Origin of the sequence: Coprococcus intestinalis (assembly GCF_023656595.1) — a bacterium.
Classification (GTDB): Bacteria; Bacillota; Clostridia; order Lachnospirales; family Lachnospiraceae; genus Coprococcus_A; species Coprococcus_A intestinihominis.
The window spans coordinates 216,848-231,817 of the sequence record NZ_JAMOKJ010000002.1 but is presented as its reverse complement, the minus strand read 5'-3'; the positions used below and the strand labels follow the sequence as shown (position 1 = coordinate 231,817).

Below are 14,970 nucleotides of genomic sequence, written 5' to 3'. Positions count from 1 at the left end.
TAATTTATGATATGTATGTTTTTCCCTGTTGTGCAATGTTTTGTACAATTCCGATTTCACACATCAAAAATATCAGCGACGTTCCGCCGTAACTGATAAACGGCAGTGGGATCCCGGTATTTGGAATACTGTTTGTCACGACAGCAATATTGATCAGCATCTGAAGCCCCAGATGTGCTGTTACCCCCATCGTCAGCAGTGCCCCCGGTATATCCGGTGCAGAATTAGCCGTAATCAGACACCGCCAAATCAGAAAAATAAACAGTGCTGCAATAATTCCTGCACCAAGAAGTCCCCATTCCTCGCATATAACAGAAAAAATCATATCATTATGTGCCTCCGGTATATACGCCAGTTTTTGAATACTTTTCCCATAGCCCCGGCCAAAAAGGCCGCCTGAACCAATGGCATACAAAGACTGTCTTGTCTGATAACCTTTTGGATGCGTTTCAACATTCAGCCATGCCTCGATCCTTCCTAACCGGTATGAGGCAAGCTTCAAAAATATCCCCATGAATCCACCACCTAATCCCATCAGCACAAAAAACGGCAGCCATTGCCTGCTGGCTGTAAAAATGATAATGAAGGCAATTCCCATAATGATAATTCCCGTGCTGAGATTTGTCACCATGACCATTCCCGCCACCGGCATCATCCATAAAAACACGAGCAGTATGCCCTTCCATTTTTTCATCATGCTGCCGGCGGCTCCGCAGATGGATGCCAGGAAAATAATCAGTACAAATTTAGCAAATTCCGACGGCTGAAAACCAATAGAACCAATATAAATCCAGCGTTTTTGGCCATGGCTGGCTGTCCCCACAACAAAAACCGCCGCCAGCAGCAAAAGCGAAAGACCATACAGCGGCAGAGCCATTTTAAGCAATCGGTGATAATCCATTTTCATCATCAGAAACATCGCTGCTGTCCCGAGAAGTACGGTAAAAATCTGTCGTTCCACATAATAAAAAGCATTCCCCATATGCAGCCGGGCAGTATAATTGCTGGCACTGTAAATCATCAGCAGCCCAAACAGAATAAGCCCGAACACCGTGCCGAGCATCGCCCAGTCGCCCACAAATCTTTTTCTATTCATTGCCGTCACCCGAATCACTTTCTATGTCCGGCCATTGCCCCAGGTAATAAGGCAGAACATTCTCAAAAATCTCTCTCATGACCGGCGCCGCAACGGTTCCTCCATAATAGGCACCGGTCGGCTCGTCAATCAGAACGATGCCTATGATCTCAGGGTTATCCGCCGGGGCAAAGCCGATAAAGGAGGCAATATATTTGCCGGATCCCCTGGGCAATTTCTGGCTGGTTGCCGTTTTGCCACCAATCCGATATCCCTCAATGAAGCATTTTTTGCCTGTACCTTCCGAAATAACCTTTTCAAGCAATGCCTTCATTGTATCGGAGACTTCGGAACCAATGACATGTGCTTCTTCATTATAGTGCAGTCGGATCATATTGCCTTTGGCATCCACGATCCGAACCCCCAAATGCGGTGTGATCAGTTTGCCGCCATTAATGACAGCACTGACTGCCCGCAGCATTTGAATAGGTGTAATCTGAAAAGACTGTCCAAAAGAAATCGTCGCAAGTTCCACATCCCCCACATTGTCAATCTGATGCATGATCGAACTTGCCTCTCCCGGGAGATCAATGCCGCTCTTTTCCATAAGTCCAAGCCTGTCAAAATATTGGTACATTACCTGAACGCCAGTTCTAAGACCGGTTTCGATAAAAACAGGATTGCACGAATTCATCAGTCCTTCCACAAAGGATTCAGAGCCATGTCCGCTGATCTTGTGACATCGTATCCGCCGGTCATCGACAATCTTATATCCCGGGCAGTAAAAACGGTCATTTTGTGAAACCGCGTGGGATTCCAGCGCAGCTGTAGAGGTAATGATCTTGAAGGTGGATCCGGGTTCATAGGTATCGTTCAGGCAGCCATTTCGCCACATCTGGTTCAACGCATCCTGTATAGCGTCTGTTTCGGCATTTTCAGGCAATAAATAAGGCGCATTCAGATTGAATTCCGGTTCATTGGTCATGGCCAAAATTTCTCCGTTTTTCGGATTCATTAAGATAACAGAGACGGATTTTGCTTCCTTCTGTTCCATGATTCTTTTTGCAACCTGCTGGACATAACTCTGGATCGTATAATCCAGACTGATATAAAGATCACTTCCGGGAATCGGTTCCACCCGCCCCTCGGATGTATTTTCGACTTCAATGCCTCTTGCATCCGTCATTGTCAGAATTGTCCCCTCTATTCCCTGCAAATAGACATCATATTGAACTTCTAACCCAATAATGCCCTGATTGTCGCCGCCCGTAAAACCCAGCACTTTGGAGGCCAGCGTTTTGTATGGGTAATAACGGGTATAATCTTCATCCACCATAACCCCATCCAGTTTGTATTCACGGATTTTGTCCCCCAGCGCTTTGTCAACATTAGCCTTAATACGTTCAATAGATGACACTTTTTCGACCCGTGCCCGTACTTTTGCTTCATCCAGAGACAAGACCTCTGATAAAACACGGATAATCTTTTCAGGTTCTTTGATCTGATTGTGTATCACAGAAATTGTACAGACAGATTTGTTGTCCGCCAAAACCCTTTGGTTTCTGTCATAAATCAGCCCCCGTGCCGCCTTGATGCTTCGCTCCCTTTCATGCAGTGCATCGGCCTGGCTCTGATAGTACGCCGACCGAAATATCATCAGATAAGCCAGCCGCCCCATCAAAACCAGGCCGATACCCACAATAAAAGCGGCCACTATGAGCATCTTTCGTCTATGATAGATTTTAATATGCATACATACGTCCGCTTTATTTTTTATTATATTATGTTGTCGTTATTCCTATTAGAACAGCTGTTATTCATCATCATCTGATGTGCCGTTATCCGAATTGTCCGCACCTTCATCGAACTGATCATCATCAGAACCGTCTGAGGTGTTCTCATTGGTTGTCTCTGTCACTTCTTCCGTCGGGAAGATCTGCAGATATGGTAATGCCTCAGAGAATATATTACTTGCAATTGTGGAGGCAAAGGAGCTCTGCCCCTGATCCTCTGCATTGGCCTCATCGACAACCACATAGACAACCAGCTGCGGATCATCAATCGGTGCTGCGCCAACAAAGGACACAAGACGTTCTTTGCCGCCTCGAGGAAGCTTCTCAGCTGTACCTGTCTTGCCGCCAATCTTGTATCCGGCTACCTGCGCTGCCTTACCTGTACCATCCTCTACTGTCTCATACAGAGCATTCTTCATCCATTCGGAGGTTGTCTTTGAAACAGTTGTCCGCATCAGTGTCTTATCAAAAACCTGCACCGTATTGCCATTATCCGATGCAATCTCAGATACTACATGCGGCTTATAATAATAGCCGCCATTAACAATCGAGCAAAAGGCTGATACAACCTGTACCATCGTTGCATTGTATCCCTGGCCAAAGGAACTTGTCCACATTTCAACAGGTCCCATATTGTCTGCTGTATAAATCGTACCGGCACAGCTTGCTTCTCCCGGAAGATCGATACCTGTCAACTGCCCAAGTCCAAACAGTTTCTGCATCTTCGTAAAGGAAGTAATACCGATTCTGTCGCTGAGCTGCATCATGACATCATTGCAGGAATGTGTAATACCGCCCGTCAGATCTAATTCACCATGCACACTGTTGCAGGAAACAAAAGTACTGTCGTTCTCATAGGTCTGACCACCGTCACAGTAGAATTGTTCGTTCGGGTCTACAAGTGCCTGATCCAGCGCATAGGAAACCGTCATAGTCTTGACGGTTGAACCCGGCTCATAGCTATCATTCACACAGAAGTTACGCCAGAGCGTATAAAGGGCATCCGACATTTCCTTATCCGTCATGTCCGCCAGCTGATCCTCTGTGTAACCGGCCACTGTTAGATCTCTCGGGTTATTCAGATCAAATATCGGAGCACTCGCCATAGCCAGAACCTCTCCGTTATTCGGATTCATAACAATAGCAGCCACGTTTTTGGCCCCGGTTTCTGTCATGAACTGGCTGATATATTTCTCTGCAATACGCTGGATATTGATATCAATGGTTGATACAACTGTCTTGCCATTATGTGGTTCCTCTGTAACGGTCTGGAGATCCACATTATCCGTGAGATAACCGTACTTTCTTCCATTGGTTCCGGACAATGTATCATTATAATAGCTTTCAATTCCCCAGAGACCGCTGTTATCAGAAGCTGTAAAACCAATCAGATCACAGGCCAGCGTCGAAAAAGGATAGATTCTCTGATAGCTTTCTTCAAACCAGATTCCCGATGAAACAGCCTTGATCTTCTGCGCATCATTCTCATCCTCTGAAGCAAGAAAATCATCATACGGCTTTTTCTCATCATATGTCATTTTCCTCTTCAAAACGACATATCGGCTGTCCGGCTGCTGCGTTAAAATCGTATCCACATCATCCTTGCTGATTGAAAAATATTCTTCCAGAACTTCTTTGGCGTATTCAGAAGCCTTATCGATATTGCTGTGCGTAATGACATACGGATCTAACACCAGATTGTAGATTTTCTCACTTGTTGCAAGAACGGTTTTGTTTCGGTCTGTAATATCCCCTCGTTTATAGGGAATTGTCTGTCCATCATAGTTGAGCAACGAGAGTACATTCTTCTCGTAATCTGTACCGTTTTTTACATTGATCTGCACAAGTCTGACCACCAGCAGCACAAAGCAGATCAGCACAAACAAGAATACAACGAGCAGTCTTCTTCTGTTCGTCTTTGAAAATTTCCGTATTTTTTTATCCGCCATCTATTAATCACCTAAATTTAATGTCTATTTTATTTTCCGCCAGGTATAGATTCATACTGTCGTATATAATCATTATTGCTGCTGTCATAATAAATTACCTGATCTTCACCGGCATAGACCATTCCCAGTCTTCCGGTTGCAATCTGGTAAATCTCATCCAGATCAATGGTCTTATTCAGGCTTTCCTTCAGTGAATTATTCTGTTCCTGGACGGTCTGCAGCTGACTCTGAAGGGCTGTCACAGCCTGTTCATTCTTCTTCAATACAGAACTGGAATGTAAATACATAAAACAGGCAGCTAGGGTAATGCCTACAGATGTCACAAGAAACAGTGTATACTTCAGATCAAAAACCGATACACGCTTCTTATGCTGTACAGTCCGTTGTTTCGGCCTGGACTGTACAGCTTTATTTCTTCTTTTAGGTGTTTCAGGCTGTTCATTCAGCCTTCTTGCTGTGTTTCCATCTATATAATAGCGTTCGGGCTCTCTTCGATAAGCCATCGATTGGTTTGCTCTCTTCTCTGCCATCCAACGCCACCCTTTCTTCATTAACAGGACCGTCTGCGCCTGCCGCATCCGATCGTTTTCTTATTCTCTGATTCTTTCAAAAACTCTGAGCTTCGCGCTCTTTGAACGACTGTTCACTTCCAGTTCTTCTTCACTTGGAAGTATCGGTTTCCTGGTAATCACTCTGCCCTTTGACTTCTTCCCGCAAACACATACAGGAAAAGACGGCGGGCATGTACACGGCCGTTCATTAGTATTGAAAATGTTCTTAACAATTCTATCTTCAAGTGAATGAAATGTGATCACACATATTCTTCCATGATCATTCAGCAGATCGATCATCTGATCCAGCGTATTCTTCAAAACATCCAGTTCATGATTCAATTCAATGCGGATTGCCTGATAAGTCTTCTTGGATGGATGACCACCCTTGGCTCTGACCTTCGCCGGAATAGCAGCCCGGATAATATCATTGAGTTCCCCGGTTGTCTCGATCGGTTTCTTCTCTCTGGCCATAACGATATGCTTGGCAATATTGCGTGCAAACTTATCTTCGCCATAATCTCTGATCATATGAAACAATTCTGTTTCTGTATAATCATTCACAATGTCTCTGGCTGTCTTCGTCTGACGCTGATCCATGCGCATATCAAGAACAGTATCTTCTCTGTAAGTAAATCCTCTCTCAACAGTGTCCAGCTGATAAGAGGATACGCCAAGATCGAGTACGATTCCATCCACACCATGAATGCCCAAATCTGCAAGAACCTGAGGCATTGCACTGTAATTGCTGCGGACAATGGTCACTTTGTCGCCAAATGGTGCCAGCCGTTCTCCGGCTGCTTCTATAGCTGCTGCATCCTGGTCGATACCGATCAGACGGCCTGTCTCACCCAGGCGCTGCAAAACAGCACTGGCATGACCGCCTCCGCCTAAAGTACCATCTACATAGATGCCATTCTCTTTTATATCTAATTGTTCAATCGTCTCATTCAGTAATACAGAATAATGCTGAAACGTCATAATGTCCTCCTATATATTCACACCGAGACTCGCCATATGGGCAGCGACTGCTTCCATATCCTCATCATCCATGTCATTCTCCACATCCCACTTCTCTGCACTCCAGAGTTCAATTCGGGTATCCATACCCGTCAGTACAACATCTTTCTGGAGGTCTGCATACTTGCGGAGTGAAGCCGGTACAAGAATACGTCCCTGCTTGTCAAATTCGCATTCTGTTGCTCCTGACATAAAAAAACGTTTGAACTGTCTGCTCTCTTTATCAATGGTAGATAATTCTCTTAACTTTGCAGTAAATTCCCGCCATTCATCCATCGGATGAATCCAAAGACAACCGTCAAGGCCTTTGGACAAAATAAATGTATCCCCCAGGTCTTCTCTGTACTTCTGGGGAATGATCACTCTGCCCTTTGTATCTATTGTATGATAATACTCGCCAATAAAGCCATCCATTCCATGTCCACCTTTGTCTTACGGAAATCTTCATGTCTGCCACAACATAAAGGTATTAAGTCCCACTTAAAACCACTATTTACCACAAATCACCACTTATGTTATTTATTTTAGACTATTCCACACAATATATCAATAGGTAAAATGCAAATTTACTTTTAAATTTTTGTAACTGTTCAGAGCTAACCTCCAAAATGCTACGCATTTCGTCGGTGTGGCGTATCCGCCAAATAAAATTTCAAAAACAGTCTTAAAAATGCAAGCATTTTATACCTGTTTTTTGAAATTTTGCTTGGCTCTGAACAGTTACAAATTTTTGTAAACAGAATGCAGTTTTATATACAACAAAAACACACTGTCTGATGGGATCATCCCCCACCTGACAGTGTGTTTCATAAGATTCAAAATATTCTGTTATGCAGCTGTCTTTGATGCCTTTTTCAGCCGGCTTCGCTTGTAAATCATAACGATCAATGCAAAAACAGACAGACAGGCTGACAGCACCTGTGACACAGGCAAACCTATATATGGAAGCAAAAGCTGATCTGTTCGGAATTGTTCAATAATAAATCGCCCGATACCATATCCAAACAAGTACATCATGAAAAGTTCCCCATTAAACTTCTTGTGCTTCCTGTAAAGCAGGATGATCACCAAAACCCCCAGATTCCAGAGAGACTCGTACAAAAATGTCGGCTGAACCTGAATGTACTGAACACCATCAACGGTAACTGCCTTGTCTAAAAGATCCTGGGTCGTATAAGCAGCCTCATCCATTCTGATCTGCATAGCCAGCAGACCGTCAGAATAACCGCCGAAAGCTTCTCTGTTAAAGAAATTGCCCCATCTGCCGATGATCTGCCCGATCAGTAGTCCCGGCACAACCGTATCTGCCATCAGAAGCAGACTGGCCTTCCTGATCTTCGAGAAAATAATCATGCAGACGAACCCGCCGATAATGCCGCCGTATATAGCCAAGCCGCCCTGCCGCAGATTAAAGATCTCCAAAGGATGCTGACTGTAATAGGGCCACTCAAAGGCCACATAATAAATTCTGCATCCGACAATCGCTGATATAATCGCACACAAAGCAAAATCATAATACATCTCCGGATTCTGCTCTGTCCGTTTGGCTTCATGCACAGCCATTGCAATACCGCACAGCATGCCGACGCCGATAATAATGCCATAATAGGCAATATCAAAACCAAATATAGAGATACTCTTTCCCAGATGTTCAATCACAATCCCCAAATGCGGGAACCGGATACTTGCTCCTGTCATCAATGCTCCTCCTTCTGTAATTATTCTGTTCCGATCCGGACACTTCCAAACAATTACATAAATTCTATTTTTCCATTGTAAACTGCTTTATTGCAAAAATCAAGTCATAAAATAGCTGTTCTTTTTACAGGAACTGTGCTAAAATAATACGGAAAACTGCATTGAAAGTGAGGAAATAGATATGAAATTAGGTATTGTTGGTCTGCCAAATGTCGGAAAGAGTACATTATTTAACTCTCTGACAAAAGCCGGCGCATTGTCTGCCAACTATCCGTTTGCAACTATCGACCCAAACGTAGGTATTGTTGCTGTTCCGGATGAAAGAATTGTGAAACTCGGTGAATTGTATCACACAAAGAAGGTAACACCTGCCACTATCGAATTTGTGGACATTGCAGGCCTTGTAAAAGGTGCCAGCAAAGGTGAAGGTCTGGGCAATCAGTTCCTTGCCAATATTCGTGAAGTAGATGCTATCGTCCATGTTGTCCGCTGTTTCGAAGATGACAACATTATTCATGTTGACGGTTCTGTTGATCCTGCCAGAGACATTGAGACGATTAACCTGGAATTGATTTTCTCTGATATCGAGATTCTTGAACGCAGAATTTCCAAGATTGCCAAACAGGCAAAGATGGATAAGGCTTATGCCAAAGAACTTGAACTGGCTCAGGCTGTCAAGGCGCATCTTGAAGACGGCAAGATGGCAAGAACATTTGAAGTATCTGACGATGAGGACGAACAGATCTGGTTTAAGAATTACAACCTGTTGACTGCAAAGCCAACTATCTATGCTGCCAACGTAGCTGAAGATGATCTGGCTGATGACGGCGCATCCAATCCACATGTTGCCAAGGTAAGAGAAATGGCTAAGGAAGAAGGCGCTGAAGTTTTTGTTATCTGTGCTCAGATCGAACAGGAATTAGCTGACCTTGATGACGATGAGAAGAAGGAATACCTGGAAGACCTGGGTGTTTCCTCCAGCGGTCTTGACAAACTGGTGGCAGCAAGCTACAGTCTGCTTGGTCTGATCAGTTTCCTTACTGCCGGCGAAGATGAGTGCCGTGCATGGACGATCAAGAAAGGTACAAAAGCCCCACAGGCTGCCGGCAAGATCCATACAGACTTTGAACGTGGTTTCATCAAAGCCGAAGTTGTCAACTATCAGGATCTTCTTGATAACGGAAGTCTCTCTGCTGCCAAGGAAAAAGGCATTGTTGGTATGGAAGGCAAGGAATATGTTGTCAAAGACGGCGACGTGATTCTGTTCCGCTTTAACGTTTAAATCATAAATAAGACTGCCGCATGACGGAATAATGCAGTGCGGCTTCTGAAACAATATATGGATTCAAAAAGAGTTATTCAACACAGGCACACTCTCGTTGCCAACGTCTGGCAGCGGTACATAAGGCAGTACAATACACTGCCTAAGTACCGGCCGGCGTTGAAGCACCTGTGTTCGAATAACTCTTTTTGAATCCATTCAGATATAGTTTTGCTTATTCCACGATATCAAGCAGTTCTTCAAAGGTGTGAATTTCTGCATCGAAGGCTTTGACCTGGCCAAAGCCATAAGCAGCATAAATGAACGGAATGCCGGCCTGTGCAGCTGCATCGGCGTCTCCCTGGGTATCACCGATGTAGACCGGAGATTTGAGTCCGTTTCTTTCCATGACCAGGCGGATGTTTGCTCCTTTGGATTTGCCGGTCACACCGATGCATTCACAGTCTTTAAAGTACTTCGCTGTGTGATTGCCGCTGTAAAAGCTCTGGATATAGCCGTCCTGACAATTGCTGACAATAAACAGCGGATATTTCTCTGAAAGCTTCTGCAAGGTCTCTTCCAGCTTCGGGTAGAGAATACCGCCATGTTCTGCCAAATAAATATTCTCCTGTTCACAGCATTCATCCATCAGACGCATTCTCAGTGCTTCTGTCTGTTCAGGAAACATATTGCGTGCTATCTGATCAAGGGGTAAGCCGAAATTGGAAGCTAATTCCTCCGCTGTCACTTTCTTGTGAATCTCCGGATAATGTTCCAAAACAAGCGCCCATGTAGCAACTATTCCCTCTGAAGAGTCCCAGAGTGTACCATCTAAATCAAAAATCAAACTATCTATCTTCATCTTCTTCTCCATTCTGTATTTTCCTGCGGCATTCACCGCAGCAGCCATAAAAAACAGTCTTACTCTCATCCACTGCGAAATCCTCTTTCGACATCATTTCATCTGCCAGTTGCCGCATGTGTTCACTTTCAAAATGAATCAGTCTGCCGCACTCACTGCACATCAGATGATAATGATGTCTGCATTCAGGATGCCCGCCGCTAAACTGATAGCAGGCCGGTGACTTTTCACTTAATGTATACTTACGAATCTTCCCCTCTGTCTCCAAAGACTTCAGAACTCTGTATACGGTTGTCTTGCCAACCCGTTCTTCACCTGCATTCAGATCATGAATAATGTCTTCTGCACGGACATGAGTGTCCTGTCTGTCTTTGAGATATTCAAGAATCATCGATTTCTGTCTTGTATTTCTATTCTGTTTATCATCAGACATTCTCTGCATCCTCCGAATATTTATTCTTATCTCATATAATTTTCTCTTCCTATTATAATAGCTTTTCTTTTATCTGTACAGTACAAAATCAGGCGTAAAAATACCTGAGAGATACTGTGTTCATTCATTTCCCTCAGGTATTTCCTATTCTGTATTGAATTTCTATCCGTTGATTCTCAATGCTGTATTACGCAAGTTCGACTTTTGGAGGCTTATCTCCTTCAGGATCTTCTTCCAAAATTGAAAATGCAATATTCGTTGCATGATCCGCAACTCGTTCAAGATTGGAAGCTAAATCCGAAAACATCATACCCACCTGAGCACTGCATTCGCCTTTTGTCAGACACTTGACATGTAAATCCTGAAGCTCACGCTCTTTCGCATCAATGGCATTCTCCAGATCCAGAATTTCCTGAAGATGGCTGTCATCTTCAAGATTGAATATATCCATCGAAAGATGAAGAATCTTCACCGTCATCTCCTGCATTCTGCGGATCTCATCTCCGGCCATGCCATTAATATCTTCTTTCATATCAATCAACTTCTCAACATCTTCTGCAATATTCTCTGCATGGTCACCGACACGTTCGATATCGCTGACAACATGGAACAGGGCCCCCAATTTCTTGCGGTCTCCTACCGGTAAGCTGATCTGGTTGGCTTTAACAAGATAATCTGTGATTTCCTTGTTCATATAGTCGATACGCTTCTCAACCTCAAACACTTCCTTCGCCGCCTTGTCATCCTTAGTCAGGAGTGCATCCAGCGCCTTTTCCAGATTGCCAATGGCAATTTCACCCATATGGCTGATCTCACTGCAGACCTGCGGAATAGCCGTCGCCGATGAAAGTCTGTCGCCATCACCAATATACTTCATTTCATATTCATCTTCTACATCATTATCCTCACCAGGTACAATGAGATAGGTCAGTTTGACAATCCAACTCATAAACGGCATCAGAATGATAACCTGGAAGACCTTGAAGATGGTATGCGTATTGGCAACACATCGGCCGAGATTGCCGCCGGAAATATGCATGATCAACGCTTCAATCCAATCGGAACCGATCAAAAGAATGACTGCCATAATGATGGAACCGATAATATTGAATAATAAATGAATCAAAGCTGCACGTTTGGCATTCTTCTTGCCGCTGAGACTGGCAAGCATCGCTGACATGCAGGCACCGATATTACATCCGAGAATAATAAAGAAACAAATCTTCAGCGGAAGTAATCCCTGCTGTGCCAAAAGGAGCACAATACTGACTGTCACAGAAGAACTCTGTACAATCGCCGTGATCATCAATCCAAGCAGCAAAGCAAAGAATCGGTTGTCCAGAGACATGAACAGATTCTGGATAGCCGGAAGTTCTTTCAAAGCACCCATAGAAGAAGACATGGTACTGATTCCCAGGAAAAGGATACCAAAACCGATGACAACCTCTCCGGCTTTTTTCACCGTTGGATTCTTGAAGATCATCAGCATCAGAACGCCTGCCATAATAAATACCGGCGCATACTGAGACAGATTAAATGAAACAAGCTGTGATGTAACGGTCGTACCAATGTTAGCACCATAGATAACGCCAATAGCCTGATAAAGCGTCATCAGACCGGCATTTACAAAGCTGACAACCATAACCGTTGCGGCACTGGAGGACTGTATAATCGCCGTAAACACAACGCCCACAATGATACCCACATATCTGTTCTTCGTGAACAATTCAAGAATACCACGGAGTTTGGCACCAGCTGCCTTCTCCAGACTGTCACTCATCAACGTCATACCATAGAGGAAAAGACCTAAGCCTCCTATAAGGCCTAAAACCATACCTGAAATATTCATCTTTTTTTCTCCTTGATTTTACTTATGTAAAACTAATGTAAAAACATACCAGTAACCACTTTAATATATATTGCGTCGCTTGACAAGTCTTTTTTTTAGAAATTTACTTTATGTTAGCTTTCAGAAACTTTATTATGTCAACCCAATTCAACAAAAAAGAATTGAAGCCCACACACTTTTCCCTGAAATTTCCTATTTTTCAGCTTCTAAATTATGTCAACTCCCCTTTTTTATTTTTTTGCCTGCCGTTTTCAGAAAAAAGTAGCAAAAAAAGAATCGGATCTCTTTTGGAATCCGATTCTTCTTGATCTGTATAGACACTCATACACTAAAAATTTCTTATATTAAATGCATCTGACAGTCTGTTTAGATTACTGGACTTCTGAAAGAATTTTGTCCAGTTTCTCATACATTTCATCCACATTTTCTTTTGTGATAACAAGCGGCGGTACAAAACGGATGATATTAGTACCTGCAGAGATGATCAGAAGACCGTTGGCAATAGATTTTGCAACAATATTCCCAACAGGGATTGTAAATTCAAGACCTCTCATCAATCCAAGACCTCTTGTTTCTTTGATGAAATCATAACGCTCAACTAACGATGCCAGTTTTTCTCCCAGATAAGCGCCTACTTCATTGACATTGTCAAGAATATGACGGCTTTCAAACATGTCAAATACAACATTCGCTGCTGCTGTAGCTAAAGGATTGCCGCCATATGTAGACCCATGATCACCGGCTACCAATGCCTTCTCAACCTTTTCTCCGGCAACAAAGGCGCCAATCGGCACACCGCATCCCAGTGCTTTGGCAACGGTCAGGATATCCGGTTTTACATCGTAGTAATCATAAGCAAACATCTTGCCTGTACGACCCATACCGCACTGAATCTCATCAAGAATCAACAGAATGTCCTTTTCATCACAGAGCTTGCGCACACCCTGGATAAACTCACGTGTCGCCGGATAGATACCGCCTTCCCCCTGTACAGTCTCCATAATAATAGCACATGTCTTATCCGTGATCTTAGAGGCAACATCCTCTAAATTGTTATACTCGGCAAACACTACCTTGTCAATCAGTGGTTTGAAGGCTTCCTGATAATGAGGATTGCCTGTGACAGAAAGAGCACCGATACTTCTGCCGTGGAATGAATGGTTCATGGCAATGATCTCATGATCTGTGGAACCATTATCTCTTGTCCATGCATACTTACGGGCAAGCTTGATGGCACCTTCAATGGCTTCTGTACCACTGTTGGTAAAGAATACCTTTTTAAGGCCGCAGGCATTCACCAGCTTGTGTGCCGCTTCTGCCATAGGCTGTGTATAGTACAAATTGGACACATGGATCATTTTGTCGATCTGAGCCTTCAGAGCATCATTGTATTCTTTGACATTGTAACCAAACGCACATACAGCAATCCCGGCTGCAAAGTCAAGATACTTCTTGCCTTCCACATCATAAAGATAAACGCCGTCACCGTGATCTAGCACAACAGGGAAACGATTATATGTATGAATGATCGCCTCTTCTGCATAATCCATAATTTCTTTATTGTTCATGATAATACCTGCTTTCTTCACTGCCCAAAATTGCAGTACCAATACCTTTGTTTGTAAAGATTTCCAGAAGGAGGCAATGCGGTATACGTCCATCCAGAATATGTACGCGTGAAACGCCGTTTTCAATTGCCTCAATACAGTTGTTGAGCTTCGGCAGCATACCGCCTCCGATAAACCCTTCTTCAATCAGTGCATGGGCTTCTTCACATGTCAGCTCTGAAATCAGTGTATCCGGATCCTCCGGATCCTTGTAAACACCTTCAATATCAGTGAGGAAAGCCAGTTTTTCTGCATTCACAGCCTTTGCAATCTCACATGCAGCATCATCCGCATTGATATTGTAAGTATTGTAATCTTCATCCATACCGATCGGGCATACGATTGGAAGGAAATCCTTCTCCAGTAAATCGTAGAGAATCTTCGGTGTAACTTCTGTAATCTCACCTACAAAACCGATATCCTCTCCATTGGAGTATTTCTTCTTTACCTTCAGAAGGCCGCCGTCCTTGCCGCTGATACCAACTGCTTTGACACCCAGCTCCTGAACCATCTGGACAAGGCTCTTATTCACCTTATTCAGAACCATTTCTGCAATTTCCATAGTTGGCGCATCTGTCACACGAAGGCCATTGACAAAACGTGCTTCCATGCCTACTTTATTCACCCAACGGCTGATTTCTTTGCCGCCACCGTGAACGATGATCGGCTTGAATCCGACAAGTTTTAATAAAACAGCATCGGCGATGACATTCTTCTTCAGTTCGTCATTCATCATCGCACTGCCGCCGTATTTGATCACGATAATCTTACGGTTGAATCGCTGAATATAAGGCAAAGCCTCAATCAGTACTTCAGCCTTTGAAAGATACTGATTCATATCCTTTTCCATTTTTCTATTTCTCCTTTTCCCC

Annotated in this window: 13 protein-coding genes; 1 reads left to right on the top strand and 12 read right to left on the bottom strand. The window is 43.7% G+C overall.

The genetic code is table 11. The annotated features are described in order from the left end of the window. Window positions 1-4: 4 nt before the first annotated feature. The 7 genes from NBH03_RS02630 to lgt all read right to left on the bottom strand — a co-directional run bounded on the left by NBH03_RS02630 (window position 5) and on the right by lgt (window position 8,086). Entirely contained in the window at window positions 5-1,096 is a 1,092-nt protein-coding gene (locus NBH03_RS02630) for an FtsW/RodA/SpoVE family cell cycle protein (protein WP_250796787.1), read from the bottom strand. Continuing rightward, complete coding sequence (locus NBH03_RS02625) at window positions 1,089-2,828, bottom strand: peptidoglycan D,D-transpeptidase FtsI family protein (RefSeq protein ID WP_250796785.1); 1,740 nt, start codon at window positions 2,826-2,828, stop codon at window positions 1,089-1,091. The genes NBH03_RS02630 and NBH03_RS02625 overlap by 8 nt, the downstream gene beginning before the upstream one ends. 60 nt (window positions 2,829-2,888) lie before the next feature. Continuing rightward, entirely contained in the window at window positions 2,889-4,817 is a 1,929-nt protein-coding gene (locus NBH03_RS02620; protein WP_215689949.1) for a peptidoglycan D,D-transpeptidase FtsI family protein, read from the bottom strand. A gap of 29 nt (window positions 4,818-4,846) precedes the next feature. Continuing rightward, window positions 4,847-5,347 (bottom strand): septum formation initiator family protein, encoded by a 501-nt coding sequence (locus tag NBH03_RS02615; protein ID WP_215689950.1) that lies wholly within the window; start codon window positions 5,345-5,347, stop codon window positions 4,847-4,849. 60 nt (window positions 5,348-5,407) lie between these two features. Continuing rightward, window positions 5,408-6,349: a 16S rRNA (cytosine(1402)-N(4))-methyltransferase RsmH gene (gene rsmH, locus NBH03_RS02610; RefSeq protein WP_015514540.1), complete on the bottom strand. Its 942-nt coding sequence runs from the start codon at window positions 6,347-6,349 to the stop codon at window positions 5,408-5,410. A 9-nt stretch (window positions 6,350-6,358) separates the two neighbouring features. After that, on the bottom strand, window positions 6,359-6,802 hold the full coding sequence (gene mraZ / locus NBH03_RS02605; protein ID WP_015514541.1) for a division/cell wall cluster transcriptional repressor MraZ: 444 nt from the start codon (window positions 6,800-6,802) through the stop codon (window positions 6,359-6,361). 414 nt (window positions 6,803-7,216) lie between these two features. Further along, window positions 7,217-8,086, bottom strand: a complete 870-nt coding sequence (gene lgt, locus NBH03_RS02600) for a prolipoprotein diacylglyceryl transferase (RefSeq protein WP_250796783.1) — start codon at window positions 8,084-8,086, stop codon at window positions 7,217-7,219. Window positions 8,087-8,267: 181 nt separating this feature from the next. On the opposite strand from lgt, the gene ychF reads away from it, so the two are divergent. Further along, the gene (ychF, locus tag NBH03_RS02595; RefSeq protein WP_250796781.1) at window positions 8,268-9,368 is read left to right on the top strand and encodes a redox-regulated ATPase YchF; all 1,101 of its coding nucleotides are present in this window, start codon (window positions 8,268-8,270) and stop codon (window positions 9,366-9,368) included. A 214-nt stretch (window positions 9,369-9,582) separates the two neighbouring features. On the opposite strand, the gene NBH03_RS02590 is transcribed toward ychF, so the two are convergent. The 5 genes from NBH03_RS02590 to argB form a co-directional block, all read right to left on the bottom strand. Further along, on the bottom strand, window positions 9,583-10,278 hold the full coding sequence (locus NBH03_RS02590; RefSeq protein WP_331476033.1) for an HAD family hydrolase: 696 nt from the start codon (window positions 10,276-10,278) through the stop codon (window positions 9,583-9,585). Further along, window positions 10,196-10,642, bottom strand: coding sequence for a Fur family transcriptional regulator (locus tag NBH03_RS02585; RefSeq protein WP_250796772.1), 447 nt, complete (start codon window positions 10,640-10,642; stop codon window positions 10,196-10,198). The genes NBH03_RS02590 and NBH03_RS02585 overlap by 83 nt, the downstream gene beginning before the upstream one ends. 187 nt (window positions 10,643-10,829) lie before the next feature. Then, window positions 10,830-12,491: a Na/Pi cotransporter family protein gene (locus NBH03_RS02580; protein ID WP_250796769.1), complete on the bottom strand. Its 1,662-nt coding sequence runs from the start codon at window positions 12,489-12,491 to the stop codon at window positions 10,830-10,832. A gap of 371 nt (window positions 12,492-12,862) precedes the next feature. Continuing rightward, window positions 12,863-14,059, bottom strand: a complete 1,197-nt coding sequence (locus NBH03_RS02575; RefSeq protein WP_250796766.1) for an aspartate aminotransferase family protein — start codon at window positions 14,057-14,059, stop codon at window positions 12,863-12,865. Then, on the bottom strand, window positions 14,049-14,948 hold the full coding sequence (gene argB, locus NBH03_RS02570) for an acetylglutamate kinase (protein ID WP_117528653.1): 900 nt from the start codon (window positions 14,946-14,948) through the stop codon (window positions 14,049-14,051). Before argB ends, NBH03_RS02575 begins: the two co-directional genes overlap by 11 nt. Between the last annotated feature and the right edge of the window lie 22 nt (window positions 14,949-14,970).

Coding starts and splice junctions, on each gene's coding strand:
- lgt (WP_250796783.1), bottom strand. CDS start 8,086: ATGACAGGAGCAAGTATCCGGTTCCCGCATTTGGGGATTGTGATTGAA.
- NBH03_RS02585 (WP_250796772.1), bottom strand. CDS start 10,642: ATGTCTGATGATAAACAGAATAGAAATACAAGACAGAAATCGATGATT.
- NBH03_RS02630 (WP_250796787.1), bottom strand. CDS start 1,096: ATGAATAGAAAAAGATTTGTGGGCGACTGGGCGATGCTCGGCACGGTG.
- NBH03_RS02590 (WP_331476033.1), bottom strand. CDS start 10,278: ATGAGAGTAAGACTGTTTTTTATGGCTGCTGCGGTGAATGCCGCAGGA.
- NBH03_RS02625 (WP_250796785.1), bottom strand. CDS start 2,828: ATGCATATTAAAATCTATCATAGACGAAAGATGCTCATAGTGGCCGCT.
- NBH03_RS02580 (WP_250796769.1), bottom strand. CDS start 12,491: ATGAATATTTCAGGTATGGTTTTAGGCCTTATAGGAGGCTTAGGTCTT.
- mraZ (WP_015514541.1), bottom strand. CDS start 6,802: ATGGATGGCTTTATTGGCGAGTATTATCATACAATAGATACAAAGGGC.
- NBH03_RS02615 (WP_215689950.1), bottom strand. CDS start 5,347: ATGGCAGAGAAGAGAGCAAACCAATCGATGGCTTATCGAAGAGAGCCC.
- ychF (WP_250796781.1), top strand. CDS start 8,268: ATGAAATTAGGTATTGTTGGTCTGCCAAATGTCGGAAAGAGTACATTA.
- NBH03_RS02575 (WP_250796766.1), bottom strand. CDS start 14,059: ATGAACAATAAAGAAATTATGGATTATGCAGAAGAGGCGATCATTCAT.
- rsmH (WP_015514540.1), bottom strand. CDS start 6,349: ATGACGTTTCAGCATTATTCTGTATTACTGAATGAGACGATTGAACAA.
- NBH03_RS02620 (WP_215689949.1), bottom strand. CDS start 4,817: ATGGCGGATAAAAAAATACGGAAATTTTCAAAGACGAACAGAAGAAGA.
- argB (WP_117528653.1), bottom strand. CDS start 14,948: ATGGAAAAGGATATGAATCAGTATCTTTCAAAGGCTGAAGTACTGATT.